General features: G+C 66.5%; 15 protein-coding genes and 2 pseudogenes. 9 read left to right on the top strand and 8 right to left on the bottom strand.

What is annotated here, in order from left to right; translation table 11 throughout:
- Nucleotides 1–107 precede the first annotated feature (107 nt).
- Both M9945_RS17955 and M9945_RS17950 read left to right on the top strand, forming a co-directional pair.
- On the top strand, nucleotides 108–896 hold the full coding sequence (locus M9945_RS17955) for a glycosyltransferase family 25 protein (RefSeq protein WP_367930846.1): 789 nt from the start codon (nucleotides 108–110) through the stop codon (nucleotides 894–896).
- On the top strand, nucleotides 893–1789 hold the full coding sequence (locus tag M9945_RS17950; protein WP_367930845.1) for a DUF707 domain-containing protein: 897 nt from the start codon (nucleotides 893–895) through the stop codon (nucleotides 1787–1789). Before M9945_RS17955 ends, M9945_RS17950 begins: the two co-directional genes overlap by 4 nt.
- 2 nt (nucleotides 1790–1791) lie before the next feature.
- Here M9945_RS17950 and M9945_RS17945 read toward each other — a convergent pair whose 3' ends face one another.
- The 3 genes from M9945_RS17945 to M9945_RS17935 form a co-directional block, all read right to left on the bottom strand.
- The gene (locus M9945_RS17945; RefSeq protein ID WP_367930844.1) at nucleotides 1792–2931 is read right to left on the bottom strand and encodes a UDP-galactopyranose mutase; all 1140 of its coding nucleotides are present in this window, start codon (nucleotides 2929–2931) and stop codon (nucleotides 1792–1794) included.
- Nucleotides 2932–3074: 143 nt separating this feature from the next.
- A complete protein-coding gene (locus M9945_RS17940) occupies nucleotides 3075–4007 on the bottom strand; it encodes an alpha/beta hydrolase (protein WP_367930843.1) in 933 nt (310 codons plus the stop codon).
- Between the two features lie 11 nt (nucleotides 4008–4018).
- Nucleotides 4019–4306, bottom strand: a complete 288-nt coding sequence (locus M9945_RS17935) for a DUF2218 domain-containing protein (RefSeq protein ID WP_367930842.1) — start codon at nucleotides 4304–4306, stop codon at nucleotides 4019–4021.
- On the opposite strand from M9945_RS17935, the gene M9945_RS17930 reads away from it, so the two are divergent.
- The 6 genes and pseudogenes from M9945_RS17930 to M9945_RS17905 all read left to right on the top strand — a co-directional run.
- Nucleotides 4261–4731, top strand: a complete 471-nt coding sequence (locus M9945_RS17930; protein ID WP_367930858.1) for a TRAP transporter small permease — start codon at nucleotides 4261–4263, stop codon at nucleotides 4729–4731. The genes M9945_RS17935 and M9945_RS17930 overlap by 46 nt on opposite strands.
- Nucleotides 4728–5999 carry a TRAP transporter large permease gene (locus M9945_RS17925; RefSeq protein WP_367930841.1) on the top strand — a complete coding sequence of 424 codons (1272 nt, stop codon included), beginning with the start codon at nucleotides 4728–4730 and terminating at the stop codon, nucleotides 5997–5999. The genes M9945_RS17930 and M9945_RS17925 overlap by 4 nt, the downstream gene beginning before the upstream one ends.
- Before the next feature lie 130 nt (nucleotides 6000–6129).
- Nucleotides 6130–7481, top strand: a protein-coding gene (locus M9945_RS17920) for an IS3 family transposase (protein ID WP_367930840.1) whose coding sequence is annotated in 2 segments (ribosomal slippage) — nucleotides 6130–6466 and nucleotides 6466–7481 — 1353 coding nt in all. Because the reading frame shifts where the segments join, the coding sequence is not laid out codon by codon here.
- A gap of 107 nt (nucleotides 7482–7588) precedes the next feature.
- Nucleotides 7589–7978: an Ldh family oxidoreductase gene (locus M9945_RS17915; RefSeq protein WP_367930857.1), complete on the top strand. Its 390-nt coding sequence runs from the start codon at nucleotides 7589–7591 to the stop codon at nucleotides 7976–7978.
- Nucleotides 7861–8517: a proline racemase family protein gene (locus M9945_RS17910; protein WP_367930839.1), complete on the top strand. Its 657-nt coding sequence runs from the start codon at nucleotides 7861–7863 to the stop codon at nucleotides 8515–8517. The genes M9945_RS17915 and M9945_RS17910 overlap by 118 nt, the downstream gene beginning before the upstream one ends.
- 29 nt (nucleotides 8518–8546) lie before the next feature.
- A pseudogene (locus M9945_RS17905) lies at nucleotides 8547–9440 on the top strand (dihydroxy-acid dehydratase); the annotation flags it as partial.
- A gap of 128 nt (nucleotides 9441–9568) precedes the next feature.
- On the opposite strand, the pseudogene M9945_RS17900 reads toward M9945_RS17905, so the two are convergent.
- From M9945_RS17900 to M9945_RS17885, 4 genes and pseudogenes are all read right to left on the bottom strand, one after another.
- Nucleotides 9569–9691 (bottom strand): annotated as a pseudogene (locus M9945_RS17900) (IS5/IS1182 family transposase); the annotation flags it as partial.
- 36 nt (nucleotides 9692–9727) lie between these two features.
- Nucleotides 9728–11032, bottom strand: a complete 1305-nt coding sequence (locus M9945_RS17895; protein ID WP_367930838.1) for an FAD-dependent oxidoreductase — start codon at nucleotides 11030–11032, stop codon at nucleotides 9728–9730.
- Nucleotides 11025–11294 (bottom strand): 2Fe-2S iron-sulfur cluster-binding protein, encoded by a 270-nt coding sequence (locus M9945_RS17890; RefSeq protein ID WP_367930837.1) that lies wholly within the window; start codon nucleotides 11292–11294, stop codon nucleotides 11025–11027. The genes M9945_RS17895 and M9945_RS17890 overlap by 8 nt, the downstream gene beginning before the upstream one ends.
- Nucleotides 11291–12448 carry an NAD(P)/FAD-dependent oxidoreductase gene (locus tag M9945_RS17885; RefSeq protein WP_367930836.1) on the bottom strand — a complete coding sequence of 386 codons (1158 nt, stop codon included), beginning with the start codon at nucleotides 12446–12448 and terminating at the stop codon, nucleotides 11291–11293. The genes M9945_RS17890 and M9945_RS17885 overlap by 4 nt, the downstream gene beginning before the upstream one ends.
- Before the next feature lie 211 nt (nucleotides 12449–12659).
- On the opposite strand from M9945_RS17885, the gene M9945_RS17880 reads away from it, so the two are divergent.
- Nucleotides 12660–14399 carry a thiamine pyrophosphate-binding protein gene (locus tag M9945_RS17880; protein WP_367930835.1) on the top strand — a complete coding sequence of 580 codons (1740 nt, stop codon included), beginning with the start codon at nucleotides 12660–12662 and terminating at the stop codon, nucleotides 14397–14399.
- 21 nt (nucleotides 14400–14420) lie between these two features.
- Here M9945_RS17880 and M9945_RS17875 read toward each other — a convergent pair whose 3' ends face one another.
- The gene (locus M9945_RS17875; RefSeq protein WP_367945682.1) at nucleotides 14421–15767 is read right to left on the bottom strand and encodes an MATE family efflux transporter; all 1347 of its coding nucleotides are present in this window, start codon (nucleotides 15765–15767) and stop codon (nucleotides 14421–14423) included.
- Between the last annotated feature and the right edge of the window lie 149 nt (nucleotides 15768–15916).

The raw sequence follows: 15916 nt of genomic DNA, 5'->3' as shown, positions 1-15916 counted from the left end.
CATCGCAAATCCTGCCATTGATATCCGGCATGCGGAAGCGGTTGCGCTGTTTCATCTGGCCACGGAAGGTTCGCCCTGGAGACGCATGAACACACGGACGAGCCGCGATGCCGCTCCCGATACGCGTCCTGAGCCTCGTAGACGCGGTGGAGCGGCGCAAGGCGGTCAATGCCGAGTTTGTTCGGCACGGGCTGCATTTCAGTTTTTTCGATGCGATCGACGGCCGCCGGATGGCGGATGCGGAGCTCGACCTCCACTATGACAGGGTGCGCAACGCCAGCGATTTCAAGCGTCCTCTGAGCCGGGAAGAGGTCGCCTGCGCGCTGGGCCACCGGGCCATCTGGCGACAGGTTGCCGAGGGTTCCGATCCTGTCGTGCTGGTTTGCGAGGACGATCTCGTGCTTGGTCCCGCCTTCGACGGTTTTCTCCGATCGGTGGCGGCGCACGCGGCTGTTTTCGAGCCTATGCTGGTCAAGCTCGACGGTACGCCGAGACGCGGCGAAGTGGTGGCCCGGCTGGCCGATGTCGACCTGGTGCTGACCCGACGGTTGCCCGGCCGCACCACCGGTTATCTTCTGGGAAGGGGTGCGGCAGCGGCGCTGTCGGCGCGGGAAGGAAAGATCAGCCGTCCGGTCGACATGGACCTCAAGCATTACTGGGAGCATGGCGTGCCGATCCTGCTTGCCCGGCCGCAACTCGTCTCCGTCCGGCCGAACACCGGAAGCGGCATGGAGCTGTCCCGCGCTGCCGCGAAGCCCGCGGGGCCGTGGCGTCGCCTGTCGGGAAACCTCCGCTATCAGTGGGCAATGGGCCTCGGCCGCCTGCGTTTCCCCTTACGAGTCGAGCGGATGGCGGTGCTCTACGACATGCGCAAACTGCTCGCGGGTTCGAAATGAAGCGCAGGAACCTCGTCGTCGTCCGGGCCGGCCGGACCTCGCTGCACGGGCGCTGGCTGGAGCGCCCCTATGCCGAGCGCAACTACGATCTTCTGGTGAGCTACTACGACGAGGAAGCCTTCAACGCCTTCGAGGCCGAGGACGGAGCGGTGGCCGTTCTGGTCGGCGGCGGAAAATGGGACGGGCTCCACCGGACGCTGACTGGGCTCGACATCGAGGCCTACGACTATTTCTGGCTGCCGGACGACGACATCGCCGCGACGGCCGCGGACGTGAACGCGATCTTCGATCTGTGCCGCGCCAACGGGCTCGCGATCGCCCAGCCGGCGCTGACGCGCGACAGCTATTTCTCGCATTTCATCTTCAGCCAGTGCCCCGGATTCCGGCTGCGCTACACCAACTATATCGAGATCATGGCGCCCTGCCTCAACCGGGAGATCCTGCTTCGGGCCTTGCCCCTGTTCCGCGACACGATGAGCGGGTTCGGGCTCGACTACATCTGGTGCCGGTGGCCGGAAAGCGGCGCTTTCCGGGTGGCGATCCTTGATACGGTCGCCGTGCATCACACCCGCCCCGTCGGCCAGGTGCTGAAAGCGGCGATGGCGGCGTCCGGACGCCCGGCTCCGGCCGTCGAGGAACAGCGGCTCAGGGAGCGGTTCGCCCTCGACGGGCGCACCGTGCCCCTGTCCTTCGCCGGCATCCTCGACAGCGGCGAGCCGGTGACCGGCCGGCTCGGAATGGGCATGCGGATGTGCCTGATCTGGTGGAAGGACCGCCACGCCTTCCGCGACAGGCGCGAGGCGTTGCGCGGCATCGCCAAGGTCGCCCGCAGGCAGATCGTCAAGCCGCTGGAGCTTTCGACGCTCGAGGCGCGCCGACCGCAGGATATGTAGGCTCAGCCGGACAGGTTCGCGGCAAAGGCCGGCATCTCGGCGCCGGTCTCGACACAGGCGAGGTAGGTCCTTGCCGTATCCAGCGCCTCGCGGACGGTCACGTCCATGTCCAGATAGCGATAGGTGCCGAGCCGGCCGACGAAGGTGATGCCGCGCCCGGCGCGGGCGAGAGCGATATAGTCGCCGAGCATCTGCTTTTCGGTCGCGAGGCGTATCGGATAGTAGGGGATGTCGTCCGGCCCGCATTCGCGCGGATGCTCCCTGTACAGCACCGACGCGTCGTGCCGTTCCCAGGGTGAGAAGTGCTTGTGCTCGGTGACGCGGGTCCATGGCACTTCGGGGTCGCCGTAGTTCATCACGGCGCAGCCCTGATAGTCCCCGTCGTGGACGAAACGGTGGAAGTCGAGCGTGCGGTAGCCGAGCCGGCCGAGGCAATGGTCGAACCAGCCATCGATCGGCCCGGCGTTGAAGACATGGTCGTAGCCGCCGGCATCCGCGCGGCGGACCGGGGTGCCGAGGCGAACCTCGATGTTCGGATGATCGAGCATCGCCTCCACGAGCTGCGTGTAGCCGTGCTGCGGCATGCCCTGGAAGCGGTGGGCGAAATAGTTGTCGTCGTAGTCGAAGCGCAGCGGAAGCCGCTTCAGGACCGAGGCGGGAAGCTTCGCCGGGTGGCGGCCCCACTGCTTCATCGTGTAGCCCTTGAAAAGCGCCTCGTAGAGCTCACGCCCGACGAAGCGCAGGGCCTGCTCCTCGAAGGTCCGTGGTTCGGCCGTAGAGGCCTCGCACCGTGCCGCGATGAAGGCGCGTGCCTCCTCGGGCCGCATCGCGGCGCCGAAGAACTGGTTGATGGTGTGCAGGTTGACGGGCAGCGAGAGCACCTGTCCCTGCGCCGTTATCTTGACGCGGTTGGTGTAGGGCATGAAGCGCGCGAAGCGGTTCACATAGGCCCACACCTCCTCATCGTCGGTATGAAAGATGTGCGGACCATAGACATGGACCATCACCCCGGTCCCGGCGTCCCGCTCGGTATGGCAGTTGCCGGCGACATGGGGCCGGGAATCGGCGACGGTGACGCGATGCCCGGCCTCTGCCAGCTCGCGGCCGATCACCGCGCCGGACAGGCCCGCCCCGACCAGCATGACGTCAGCGCATGTGATGCCGCGTCTCCTTCGTCACCCGGCCTCGCGCACCGTGCTGCAAGCGGCAGGCGGGCCCTCCCTACCGCGTGCAGGATATCTGCGGGCTGCCCCGGTTGTCGATGGGATGGAAGTGGCGGCCGGCCCTATTCGCCGTCGATCGCGAAGCGGATCGCCCGCTGGGCGGCGACGGCGCGGGCGGAGCCGTGGTCGAACCCGTCGAGGAGGTCGAAGCGGAAGTCGAGCCGCGTTCCGCCGCGTGCCTCGATCAGCGCGGCGAGGTCGCGCGCGTTGCCGACCATGCGGTTGCCTTCGACCCAGCGTCGTCGCAGCGCAGCGTCGTCGCCGCGCAGGTCCCAAGGCGAAAGCGTCTCCTCCTCCGAGCCGACCGTCAGCCGCAGGGGTACCAGGGTCTTCATCCCGGGCCTATCGGTCAGGAACGCTTCCATGTCACGCAGCGCCCTGCGGTCGTTCACCCACAGCGAGGGGCTGCTGGCGAAGTAGCGGGCGAAGCTGCCCGGCCGGGTCATCAGCGCGTGAAGCGTCATCAGGCCGCCGAGCGAATGGCCGAACAGGGTTGCAGTGCTCTCGTCGGCCGGAAAGCCGGCGCCGACCAGCGGCTTCACGTCCTTCTCGATCGTCTCGAGGAAGTCGTCGCCGCCGCCCAGCTCGGGCCACGGCTCGCCATTGGGCCGCTCCGGCATCACGTAGCGGTCGGAGTGGGGGGTGAAGTCGCGGGTGCGGCGTTCGATGGTGCCGTCGCCCGGCGCATAGCCGATCGCCACGATCATGGCCGGACGCAGCCCCGCCCGCCGCGCCGCCGGCGCGAGGCCGGCGGCGAGGTCCGTGAGCATGCCGAAGCTGTCGTCGCCGTCGAAGGCGTAGAGGACGGGAAAGCCGTTCAGTGGCACCGCGCCCGGCGGCTGCCACACGAGCACGCGCAGGCGCTCGCCGGTGACGGAGGAGACGATGTCGAGCTGCCGGGCGTCGCGGATCGCGACGGCGGCCGGCTCGCGCGGCTCTCCCGGCGGGGAGAAGGCTGCCGCGGAAGGCAGGAAGGCGAGCGGCGGCCGGCGCATGGGCCGCCGCCTCAGGACTTGGCGACCCAGACGATCGCCGGCTTCTCGCGCCAGGCGAAGCGGGCGAGATGATCGTCGATGACGAGCTGGGCGCGCTCCAGCCCTTCCGGCGATTGCGCGTCGCACTCGATGGTCAGCTCGCGCTCGTCGGCGCGCATGCGGCAATCGCCGAACGGGAAGTCGACGCGGGCGCTGGCGGGGTCGTACTCGACCGCCACCTTGTGCGCGAAATGCTTGCAGAGCTGCTGCAGGTATTTCGAGGCATTGCTGGTCTCGACGGTGGCTTGCGATCTCGGCATCGGCTGGCTCCGGAAAACTAGAACTGCGCGGTGAGCTTGAGGTTCACGTTACGCGGCGCGCCGTAGAAATTGAAGAACGCATCTATGCGTCGAAGTCCTGGACGTTCGAGCTGGCGACCTATCTCTTCCTGATATCGGTGTTCCTGGGCAGCGCCACCGGCTTCTGGGAACGCACGCATCTCAGCGTCGTGGAGCCCTCGGACGATAGCCTGGTCCAGCGCGGCCTTCGGCTTGTTGTCGACCTCATCTGCTTCGTCATCTGCGTCGTCCTGGTCTGGTTCGGTTACCGTTACGCCGTGGCCGGCCTGGGACGCATCTCGCCGTCGATGGGCTTCAAGATGGCGTTCGTCTACGCGTGGGTTCCCGCGACCTTCGCGCTTTCGGCCTACTTCATAGTGGTGCGCTGGCTTGGAGTTTCGAAATGATCCTGATGTTTGTCAGCTTCATGGTCATGGTGGTGGTCGGGGTGCCGATAGCCTTCGCGCTCATTGGCGCGACGCTCCTCGCGATCGCCTGGGAGGGCATGTCCCCGATCATCGTCAGTCAGATGATTGTCGAAGGGCTCCTGCCTTTCCCGATACTGGCGATTCCACTCTTCTATATGGTCGGGCTTGCCGCCAATCAGGGCGGTATGGTCGACACCCTGATTGCGCTCAGCATGCGATTCATCGGCCGCGTCAAAGGCTCGCTCGGTTATGTGAACATCCTGAGCAGCATGTTCTTCGGAGGTGTGTCCGGATCAAGCGCCGCCGACACCGCTTCGATCGGTGCGGTGATGATCCCGCAGATGGTGAAGCAGCGGTATCCGGTTCCGGTCGCTGTCGCGATCACGGCCTGTTCCTCGACCATGGGCAACATCATACCCCCAAGCATCCTGCTCGTCGTCTACGGTTCGTTCGGCAACCTCTCGGTCGCCGCGCTCTTCCTCGGCGGGATCATTCCCGGCATCATGCTCGGGCTCGGGCAGATGGCGCTCTGGCGCCTCCTCGTGAGCCGGTACGACCTGGATGAAACGGTTGGCGTGACCGGTATGGTGGACACGAACAACCGGAGCTTGCTCCAGGCCATCCTACTGATGGCGGTGCCTCTCATCATCCTCAGCGGCATCGTGTTCGGCGTCTTCACAGCCACCGAGAGCGCGGCGATCGCGCTCCTGTACATATTCCTTCTGCACATAACCTTCCGCACCATGAGCTTGCGCGACTATGTCAGGCTCTTCATGGACTCGGGCCGGTTCGTCGCGCTGCCGCTCATCATGACCGCCGCCGCCGCGTGCTTCGCGTGGATGTTCGCCTACTACGACGCTCCGGCCGAAGTGGCCCAGTACGTCAGCGGCGTGGCCGATAGTCCTCTCGCCGCCATCCTGATCGTGGTCGGCGTGTTCCTGGTGATCGGCATGGTAATCGACACGCTGCCGGCGATCATCATGTTCCTGCCGATCATCCAGGCGCTGGCGGCCGCGAACGGCATCGATCAGGTTCATATGGGCGTGATCGTGGTGCTGACCTGTGCAATCGGTCTCGTCACGCCTCCATTCGGTGTCTGCCTGCTGATCGCTACGCGCATCTCGAACGCGAGCGTTCTCAAGGTTCTGCCGATGACGCTGCTGTTCCTGACCGTGAGCTTGCTGGTCATTGCCCTCTGCATCCTGTTCCCGCAGCTCATCCTCTTCCTTCCCTCACTGCTCCTTTGAAGGACCTGAAATGCCTCGTGTGTTCGATCCAGATATCCAGATGTGTCCGGCGTCAGCACTGATGGGACCAAATCGGCTTAACTGAGAACGGAGGATTTCTGGTTCATCGTAGCCTTTCAAAGGAGCGAAGATGAGACAGAAATCCGGAACCGGGAAAGCGCCGGCAGAGCAGGTCATCAAAGACATCCGCCGCGCAACCCGCAAGCAATATTCGGCCGAGGAGAAGATCCGCATCGTGCTGGAGGGCTTGCGCGGCGAAGAGTCGATCGCGGCGCTGTGCCGGCGCGAGGGGATCGCGGAGAGCCTTTATTACACCTGGTCGAAGGAATTCCTGGAAGCCGGCAAGAAGCGGCTTGCCGGGGATACGGCGCGCGCCGCCACCAGCGACGAGGTGAAGGTTCTGCGCAAGGAGGCGCGCGATCTCAAGGAGGTCGTCGCCGAGCAGGCGCTGGAACTGCGGATTCTTAAAAAAAGCATGATTGCGGATGGGGGCGACGACGAATGAGATACCCCGCATCCGAGAAGCTGGAGATCATTCGGCTCGTCGAGCAGTCGCATCTGTCGGCGCGGCGCACGCTGCAAAAACTCGGTATTCCGCGCTCGACCTTCAATCGCTGGTATGACCGTTTCCTGGCCGGCGGTGTCGATGCGCTGGAGGATCGCAGGCCCCGGCCGAACCGGGTCTGGAACCGCATCCCCGAGGAGAAACGCGATCAGATCATTGAGCTGGCGTTGAACGAGCCGGAGCTGTCGCCACGGGAACTGGCGGTCACCTTCACCGACACGAGGGGCTACTTCGTCTCGGAATCCTCAGTCTATCGCCTGCTCAAGGCCCACGACCTGATCACCAGCCCCGCCTTCATCGTCATCAAGGCCGCCGATGAGTTCCACGACAAGACGACGGCGCCCAACCAGCTCTGGCAGACCGACTTTACCTACTTGAAGGTGATCGGCTGGGGGTGGTTCTACCTGTCGACCGTGCTCGACGACTTCTCTCGCTACATCATCGCCTGGAAGCTGTGCACCACGATGAAGGCCGAGGACGTCACCGACACGCTGACCATCGCGCTGCAGGCTTCTGGCTGCGACAGCGCCAGGGTGGTGCAGCGGCCGCGGCTGTTGTCCGACAACGGCCCCTCTTACGTCTCTTCCGACCTGGCCGCATGGCTATCCGACAAGGGCATGGAACATACGCGCGGGGCGCCCTGCCATCCTCAGACCCAAGGCAAGATCGAGCGATGGCACCAGACGTTGAAGAACCGCATCCTGCTCGAAAACTACTTCCTGCCGGGTGATCTCGAGCAGCAGGTCGCGGCGTTCGTCGATCACTACAACCACCGCCGCTACCACGAGAGCCTCGACAATCTCACCCCTGCCGACGTCTACTTCGGGCGCGGCGATATCATCACGCTGGAAAGGGAAAGGATCAAACGCAAAACCATCAAACAGCGCCGCTTGCTTCATCGAGATGCAGCGGCCTAATGTGACAAACCTGATGGACCAGAGCCTCCGTTAGCTCACGCCGCCTGTTGTCCCAAAAACCCTGACGACGGACAGAGACCGGGTGGGCGGATGGGCAAGTCGAGCCTCTGGTCGTCGCCGAGACGCCGGGACTTGTCTGCGTCGACGCGCGCAACGGCTTCGTGCAGCCTGTTCTCGACCGCTTCCGCGATGAGTTGATGTCGCGGGCGCGCCGGGCCGGCATATGCCGGCTTCAGATTCGCAATTCCCATCACTTCGCGGCGCTCTGGCCCGATCTCGAGCCTTTCGCCACCCGGGGGTTGGTCGCCTTCGCATGCGTCAATTCCAAGAAGCGCATGGCCGGCTGGAGCGGCGGCGCGGCGGTTCTCGGCACAACGCCATGGCCTTCGACGTTCCCCGCGAGGGCGCCATGCCGGTCATCTGGGACCAGTCGAGCAGCGTGCTCTCGCAGGGCGACATACTGCATGCCGGCCGGCAGGGCCGTGAACAGGATGTAAGCGTCGAGATACCGGGTTTCGGCGCCGCGCGCGTCGACGTGGCGTATGGCGGAAACTTCTCTGCCATACTGGAGGTCGTGCGGCTGCGCAGAAGCCTGCCCGTTTCCGCCTTGAGAGAACTTACCGACCTTGGCCTTGCGACCGTAGAGGCCGTGCGGAACACGGTTGCCATCGCCCATCCGAACGAGACGGAGCCCGCCATGCTCAAGGCGGCGATACTGGCCGAGGCCGGGACGGCGTCACGCCCCGCGCGCAACATCATGGTGAAGGAGCCGGGCTATTTCGACCGCTCGCCCTGCGGGACGGGGACGTCGGCGCGGATGGCGCTGGAGCATCGCCGGGGCAATCTCGGCCTCGGGGAGCCATACCGTCACGAATCCATCCTCGGCACGGTTTTCGAAGGCCGGCTGGTGACGGAAGCGGATGTCGGCGGCATTCCAGCCGTCATCCCCCAGATCACGGGGCGCGCATGGATCACCGGGGCTTGCGAGTTCGCTCTCGATCCCGGCGATCCCTTCCCCGCGGGCTTCAAATTCTGACGGGATAGCAAGACAGGAAGGAAGTCGGGATGCCTGGGCCTCAAGGATTCGACCGCGGATTGGCCAACTTTGGAGATCGCGACTTTGCCCGGTATCTGCGCCGGGCTTTCGCCCGTTCCGTCGGCATTTCCGACGAGATGCTGAACAGACCCGTCGTCGGCATCGCCGAGACCGGCTCCGGGTTCAACAACTGCCACCGCGCCATGCCCGAGCTGGTCGCGGCCGTGTCTCGCGGTGTGATCGCCGCCGGCGCGTTGCCGGTTCCCTTCCCGACGGTTTCCCTGAGCGACATCTTCCTCCAGCCCACCGGACTGATGTTCCGCAATCTGATGGCCATGGACACCGAGGAAATGGTGCGTGCCCAGCCCATGGACGCCGTCGTGCTGATCGGAGGGTGCGACAACACGGTTCCGGCGCAGATCATGGCCGCCGTGTCGGCCGGCATTCCGGCGGTGCAACTGGTGACAGGACCGATGTCGACAGGACGGCACAAAGGCGCGCGGCTGGGAGCATGCACGGATTGCCGTCTGTTCTGGTCGCGCTATCGCGCCGGCGACATCGATGCCGGGGAGATCGACCAGGTCGAGAGCCGCCTCGTCGTGACGACCGGGACCTGCGCGGTCATGGGCACCGCCAGCACCATGGCGTGCATCGCCGAGACCTTGGGAATGATGATTCCGGGCTCGGCGACCATACCGGCCGTGAATGCCGAACGCCTCGTCGCCGCCGAGGAAAGCGGCCGCCTGGCCGCGGAGCTCACGCGAAAGCCGATCCTTCCATCCTAGGTGATAACGCGCGAGTCGATCGAGAATGCTTTCCGGGTGACGGCCGCGATCGGCGGCTCGACCAACTGCATCATGCATCTTGCGGCCATCGGCGGTCGCCTGGGGATCCGGATTCCGGACGAGCGGCTGAACGAGATCTTGCGTCGCCTGGAAGGGTTCGCCAGGACGAAGGTCGCAACCCGCGGCTATCAGGCGCTCTACGAAAGATCGGTCATGCAGGCACCGGCGGGATGCGACTTCGACTTTCTTGTCCAGGTGACCGACTCTTAGCTTCGCAACCACATGCGGATTGAAGCGAACTGGACGGATGCGAGGACGTTGTCGTCTCGGTTGTCATAGCGGGCGACGAGGGCCAGGAAGTGCTTGAGTTTGCTGAAGAAACGCTCGACGCCTTGGCATCGCCCATCCCGACCTCCGTCTCCTGCTCATTCGTCTGGTTCTCCCTTGTCGCCGGAAGGGAGGTAGCGCAGGCGCGCGAGCGCCCCGACGGAAAGCGGCCTCGTCGGCCAGCGGGCGATCCGCGGCCGGAAATCGCCGGGGGAGGGGACTGCGCCGGCGATGTCGGCGGCGTTGGCGGCGCAGAACCGGCCCTGGCATCTGCCCATGCCGAAACGCGCGACGAGCTTCGCCTCGCGCGCGGAAACGCCGGGCGGCAGGTCGGCGACCCGCCGTCCCTCGCAGCGGCACAGCATCGTTTCCGCCGGCAGCGGACGGCGCGGCGAGGCAAACAGCGCAGCCAGATCGGCCTGGACCCGCCGGGCGGAGTCCAGCCCGCGCGGCGCTGCGTCGCCGTCGGCGCGCAGGCCCAGCGACCGCGCGAGCGCGACGGCGGCCCGCCGCCCGTCGAGCACGGCCGCATCGGCGCCCAGCACCTCGCGTTGGTCACCCGCCCCCATGATCGGATAGGGCGCCTCGAAGCCGTCCGTCCGGTCGCGATCCGTCGCCACGCCGTCATGGACGACGAGGGTATCGACGGCATAGGCCGTCTCGCCCGCGCCCCGGGCGACCGTCACCCTCAGCCCGCCCTCCTCCTCCACCGCGCGCACCACCTGCGCCCCGGTCAGATAGGGCACGCGGGCAGCCGCGATGCGCCTCGCATAGGAAAGCGCCTCAAGCACATGCGGCGGCGACAGGAGCAGGCGCGACCCGGCGGCGATCCTGGCGAAGGGCCTGCCTTTCTCCAGCACGGCGACCGGCGGGCGACCCGAGGCGCAAAGCTGCGCCGCCAGGGCGAGCAGCAGCGGGCCGGAGCCGGCGATCAGCGTCCTGCCCGATGGCGGCCTGCCGCTCTCCTTCAGCAGCACCTGCATGCCCCCCGCCGTCATCACGCCGGGAAGCTCCCAGCCCGGAAAGGGAACGACGCGTTCGATGCCGCCCAGCGCCAGCACCGCTCCCTGCGGCTTCACGGCGAGCACCTCGCCTTTGGCCCGGTCGTCGAGAAGCATGAAGCCGTGGCCGTCGATCCCGGCGAACACCGTCGACGAGGCGACCGTGACGCGCTCGCCGAGGTCCGCCAGTTCCCCGGCAAGGCGTTGCCAGGCGCGCCGGTGGCGCTTGGGCCGCCACACCGGCGGCACGTCCTCGTTCGCCGGTTGCCGGTGGACCGCGCCGCCGAGGCGATCCCGCTGCTCGACCAGTAGCACATCCGCCCCGGCGCCCGCCAGCGTCACCGCCGCGCTGACGCCGGCGGGCCCGCCGCCGCAGACAACGATAAGGGGCCGTTCAGGCATCGCCGCCGTCCTTCTTCCACGACAGCACCGGCGACAATTCCATGCCGGCGCGGGCGGGCGTGATGCATGCCTCCAGGATCGCGCCGTCCCGGCTTCTGACCAGACAGGCCTGGCATGCGCCGATGCCGCAGAAGACCCGCGCCCGCGCCGGGCCGGCCGTCGGCTGGCCGAGCTCGCGGATGCCGGCGCGAAGCAGGGCGGCCGCGACCGTCTCGCCCTTGCCGAACTCGATCGTGCGATCGCACCACAGGAACGCGCTCATGCCGCGACCCCGCCGTTGTCCAGCCGCGCCGGTGAAAACATGTCGAGGTCGAGCGGAGGCGGCCGGCCGAGCGCGAGCTCCGCCACAGCCATGCCCATCAGGGGCCCCAGGCAGATGCCGTCCCCTTCGAAACCCGTCGCGACGATCACCCCTTCCAGCGCCGGAAACGGCCCGATGATGGGCAGGCCGTCGATGGTGGCCGTGCGGATGCCCGCGAAGGTCCGGATGACGAGGCAGTGCTCGACGGCGGGATAGAGATCGATCGCCTCGCGCAGGATGGCGGAGATCACCTCGGCATCCGTCCGCCTGTCGTCGTTGCCGGTCTCGCGGCTGCCGCCGATCAGCAATTGCCCGGTCATCAGCGGGTCGAGCACCAGTCCGATATGCGGCTTGTCGAGGCGCACCGCGCGCTTGGCCGCGAGGTAGCTCGCCGAGATGATATGCCCCGGCAGGGCAGGGCCGGATGCGACCAGCCGGTCGGTGATGATGATCTGGCCCTTGCGCGGCAGCAGCGCGGCGATGGGAAGGAGGGAGCGGCATTCGAGGCCCGCCGCGACGACGATGCGGTCCGCCTCGACCACGCCCTCGGCGGTCCTCACGCCCGTCGCCCTTCCATTGCGCGTTTCGATCGCCAGCGCGGGCCTGTTCCGGTGCACCGTCGCGCCGGAGAGTTGCAGCAGGCGGTGCGTGATCTCGTAGCCGAGGGCGTGGCCGTCGCCATGGACGAGCGTGCCGCCGGCGATGCTCGACCCGAGCGCGGGCACCAGATCGTGCAGTTCCCGCGCCGTCAGCAGCTTGGCGTCCTCGCCCGCGTCCCGCAGGTCCTGCGTATGTCTGGCGACGAGTTCCATCTCCTCGTCGCCGCGCGCGATCAGGAAGTTCGGGCGGGGATGATAGAGGCCGGAAAACGTCCCCTCGCGCGCCAGCGTCTCGTAGAACGCCCTTGCCTTCCGCGCCACCGCCATCATCGGGCCCGGCCGCTTGGTGGAGACGCAGATCGCGCCGTCGGAGGCGCCGGTGGCGCCAGCGGCCGGTGCCTCACCCTCCAGCACGATGACGTCCGCACCCGCCCGGGAGAGATGGAAGGCGGCGGAAGCACCGACGATCCCGGCTCCGACGACGACCGCTCTGGTGTGGCGTGGCGAATGCATCATCGGATTATCATCGCTCCCCTTTCCCCTGTCGATCACAATCACGCCGGGGATGAGATTCGCAACTCCGTTTCGGCGCGCCTTGCAACCATTCCGCGCGCTCAGCACCGTTTTCTCCGGCGGGCGGCCGGAAAGCCATTGAACCGCCACCGGGCTGCGTGTAGTGCTGTATTCAGGTAAGCATTCAGTTTGGCGCTCTTGACGGGAATCTATCGTGACAGGGACGAACACCAGCTTGACCACCATGAACGGCGCGCAGGTGATCCTGAAGATGCTGGAGCTTCATGGCGTGCGGCATGTCTTCGGCCTGCCGGGCGAGACGACGATCGGCTGGTACAAGCATTGGCAAGAGAATTCGGATATCGAGTATATCCTGACGCGCGACGAGCGCACGGCCTCGTTCGCGGCGGAGGCCTATGCCAAGATCACCGGCCGCCCCAGTGTGCTCGAAGCGCCCAGCCCCGGCGTCACGCATTGCTCGCCCGGCATCACCGAAGCCTATCTCAGCTCGGTGCCGGTCATCTATTTCAGCTCCGACATCCCGATCAACCAGGACAAGAAGCACGGGCTCACCGGGGTCGACCAGACCGCCCTCTATGCCAGCATCTGCAAGGAATCCTTCGTTCTGACCAATGTGAAGGAGATTCCGTTCCTGATGCGCCGCGCCTTCCGCGTCGCCACCTCCGGCAAGCCGGGCCCGGTCCACATCCGCGTGCCGATCAACATATTCCATGACGAGGCGGAGATTTCCGACCTCTATGCCGATCCCGACTACCAGGTCTATCCCGCGCACCGTCCGGTGGCCGACCACGGCAGGATCCGCAAGGCCATCGACATACTGCTTGCCGCGAAGAAGCCGGTCATCGTCTGCGGGCAAGGCGCGCTGATCTCGCAGGCTTCGGACGTCGTCCAGAAACTGGCCGAGCTGCTGCAGATCCCCGTCGGCACCACGACGCCTGGAAAGGGCACGATCCCGGAAACCCATCCGCTGTCGCTCAGGGTGATCGGCGCGCGCGGCGGCATGGAACATTCCAACCGCTATGTCTATGAGGCCGACACAGTGTTCTTCGTCGGCACCAACACCGATTCCAGCGGCACGGATCACTGGAAGCTCTACGGCGATCCGGCCGGAAAGACCTTCCTGCATCTCGACATCGCCGAGGCCCATGTCGGCAACAATTTCCCGCTCAAGGTGGGAATGGTCGGCGACGCGCGGGCCAGCCTCGAATATATGATCGAGCTGATCGAACGGGAGCATCCGAAGCTGAAGCGCGAGCCCGTCGATCTCAATCCCATGAAGCGTACCGCGCTCGATGCAGTGTTCAACTCGAACATCCCGATGCCCGACGGCGTCGTCTCGCCGGTGAAGCTGACGCAGGTGCTGGACAGGCTGCTGCCCGACGAGGCCGTCGTCACGGCCGAGCCGGGGGTCAGCGCCATCTTCCCGTCGGCGCTGCTGACGCTGAGAACGGCCGGGCGGCGCTACATCACCAACTATTCGATGGGCTCGCTGGGCTATTCGGTGCCGGCCGGCATTGGCGCGTCCTTCGCCAATGACGGCCCGGTGATCTCCTTCACCGGCGACGGATCGCTGGCTTTCGTGCTGGGGGATTTCGAAACCATCCGCCGCAGCGGAAAGAACGTCACGGTGATCCTGACCCGCAACGACACTTATGGCTGGATTCGCGGCGAGGCGGTGCTGCTCGACGATGTCGACGTCCCCTGGACCACCGATTTCGGCGCCGTCGACTATCTCAAGGTCGCCGAGGGTTTTGGCTTCCGCACGGCCCGGATCACCTGCGAAGACGAGATAGAGACGATCCTGAAGAGCGCGATCGAGCACCAGGGTGCGGACTTCATCGAGATCATGGTGCCCTCGCAGGACAAGATCATCCCCTTCGTCCCGGCATGGGTGCGGGTCGCCAAGGAACGGAACCTCCCCTACTACAGTTGAGGCCGGCCTGCGCCCTCTCGATCACGCTTCCGCGAATGCCGCTCGCGTGCGTTTCGGCAGGAGGGCCGCGAGGCTGAGCCCCCGCGCGAGCAGAAACAGGTGCAGCGCGCCCCACAGGCCGGCATTGCCGAATGCGGGCACCAGAAGCGCCAGCGCGGCGATGAAGACGGCGAAGGAGGCGAGCATCATGTTGCGCAGGTCGCGCGACCATGTCGCGCCGATGAACACCCCGTCCATCTGGAAGGCGAGCACGCCGCTGACGGCGGTGAACGCCGCCCATGGCAGGTAGGCCGCCGCCAGGTCGCGCACGTCGGGCGAGGTGGTCATAGCCGCGATCAGCAGGTCGCCCCTGACGAGGAACAGGCCCGTCAAAAGGGTCGAGACGGCAAAGCCCCAGATCGCCGCGAGCTTCACCGCCCTGACGAAGGCGGCGCGGTGGCGCGCGCCTATGGCGCGGCCGGCGAGCTGTTCGGCGGCCGCCGCGAAACCGTCGAGGAAATAACCGGCAAGGACGAAGAAGTTCAGCAGCACGGCGTTCGCCGCCAGCGTCAGCGTGCCGAGCTGGGCGCCCTGCCGGGCCACCAGCGCGAAGGCTCCCAACAGCACGAAGGACCGGATCATGATATCGCGGTTGATCGCGAACATCACCTTCAGCGCCGCGACGTTGCGCAGCGCGCCCGCGGCGAGCGGCGGAAGGCCACGAAAGCGCAGGACGAGCAGCAGAAGGCTTGTGGCGGCGGCGAGCCCCTCGGCGACGACGGCGGCCCAGGCGACGCCGGCGATGCCCCAGCCCGCCCACAGTCCGAGCGAGATCGACAGCACGATGTTGGCGACGTTGATGACGAGTTGCAGGGCGAGGCCGAAGCGGGCCTCCCCGCGCCCGAGCAGGTAGCCGAGGACTGCGTAGTTGGTGAGCGCGAACGGCGTCGACAGCAGCCGGATCGTCACATAGGCCGCCATCGCCTCCGTCACCGCGGGCTCGGCGGCGAGGAAATATGCCCCGGCCAGCGCGACCAGCGGCGCCCCGACGGCCAGCAGCAGGCCGGCCACGCAGGCGATGGCGAACGCCCGCCAGAACACCGCCTGCTCCTCGGGCGTGTCACCACGCCCGAACGCCTGCGCGACCAGCCCCGTCGTGCCGGTGCGCAGGAAGTTGAAGGTGAAGAAGACCAGGTCGAACATCACCGCGCCGGCGGCCAGCCCGCCGAGCAGGGGCGCATCGCCCAGCCTGCCGATCACGGCGGTATTGACGATGCCGATCATCGGCGTCGTCATGTAGGCGAGCATCATCGGCAGGGCGATGGAGAGGACGACCCTGTTGTCGACCTGGAACGGACGCGGCGTCCGGCTGGCGTCGTCGGAGGACAAGATTCGTCTATCTGCGCCGGTTCGGGATATGCGGGAAGGTGTTCACCATATGCTCCTGTCTGTCCCCGTGACGGACTCCAGCACCCTCTCGTCGTGCCCGATGATCTCCTGCCGGTCAAGCCCGGGAACCGCCGGAAATTCCCGGGACG

Source organism: Aquamicrobium sp., from assembly GCF_023954335.1.
GTDB lineage: Bacteria > Pseudomonadota > Alphaproteobacteria > Rhizobiales > Rhizobiaceae > Aerobium.
Note: the sequence above shows the minus strand (reverse complement) of the source record. Positions and strands in the feature narration are given on the sequence as shown.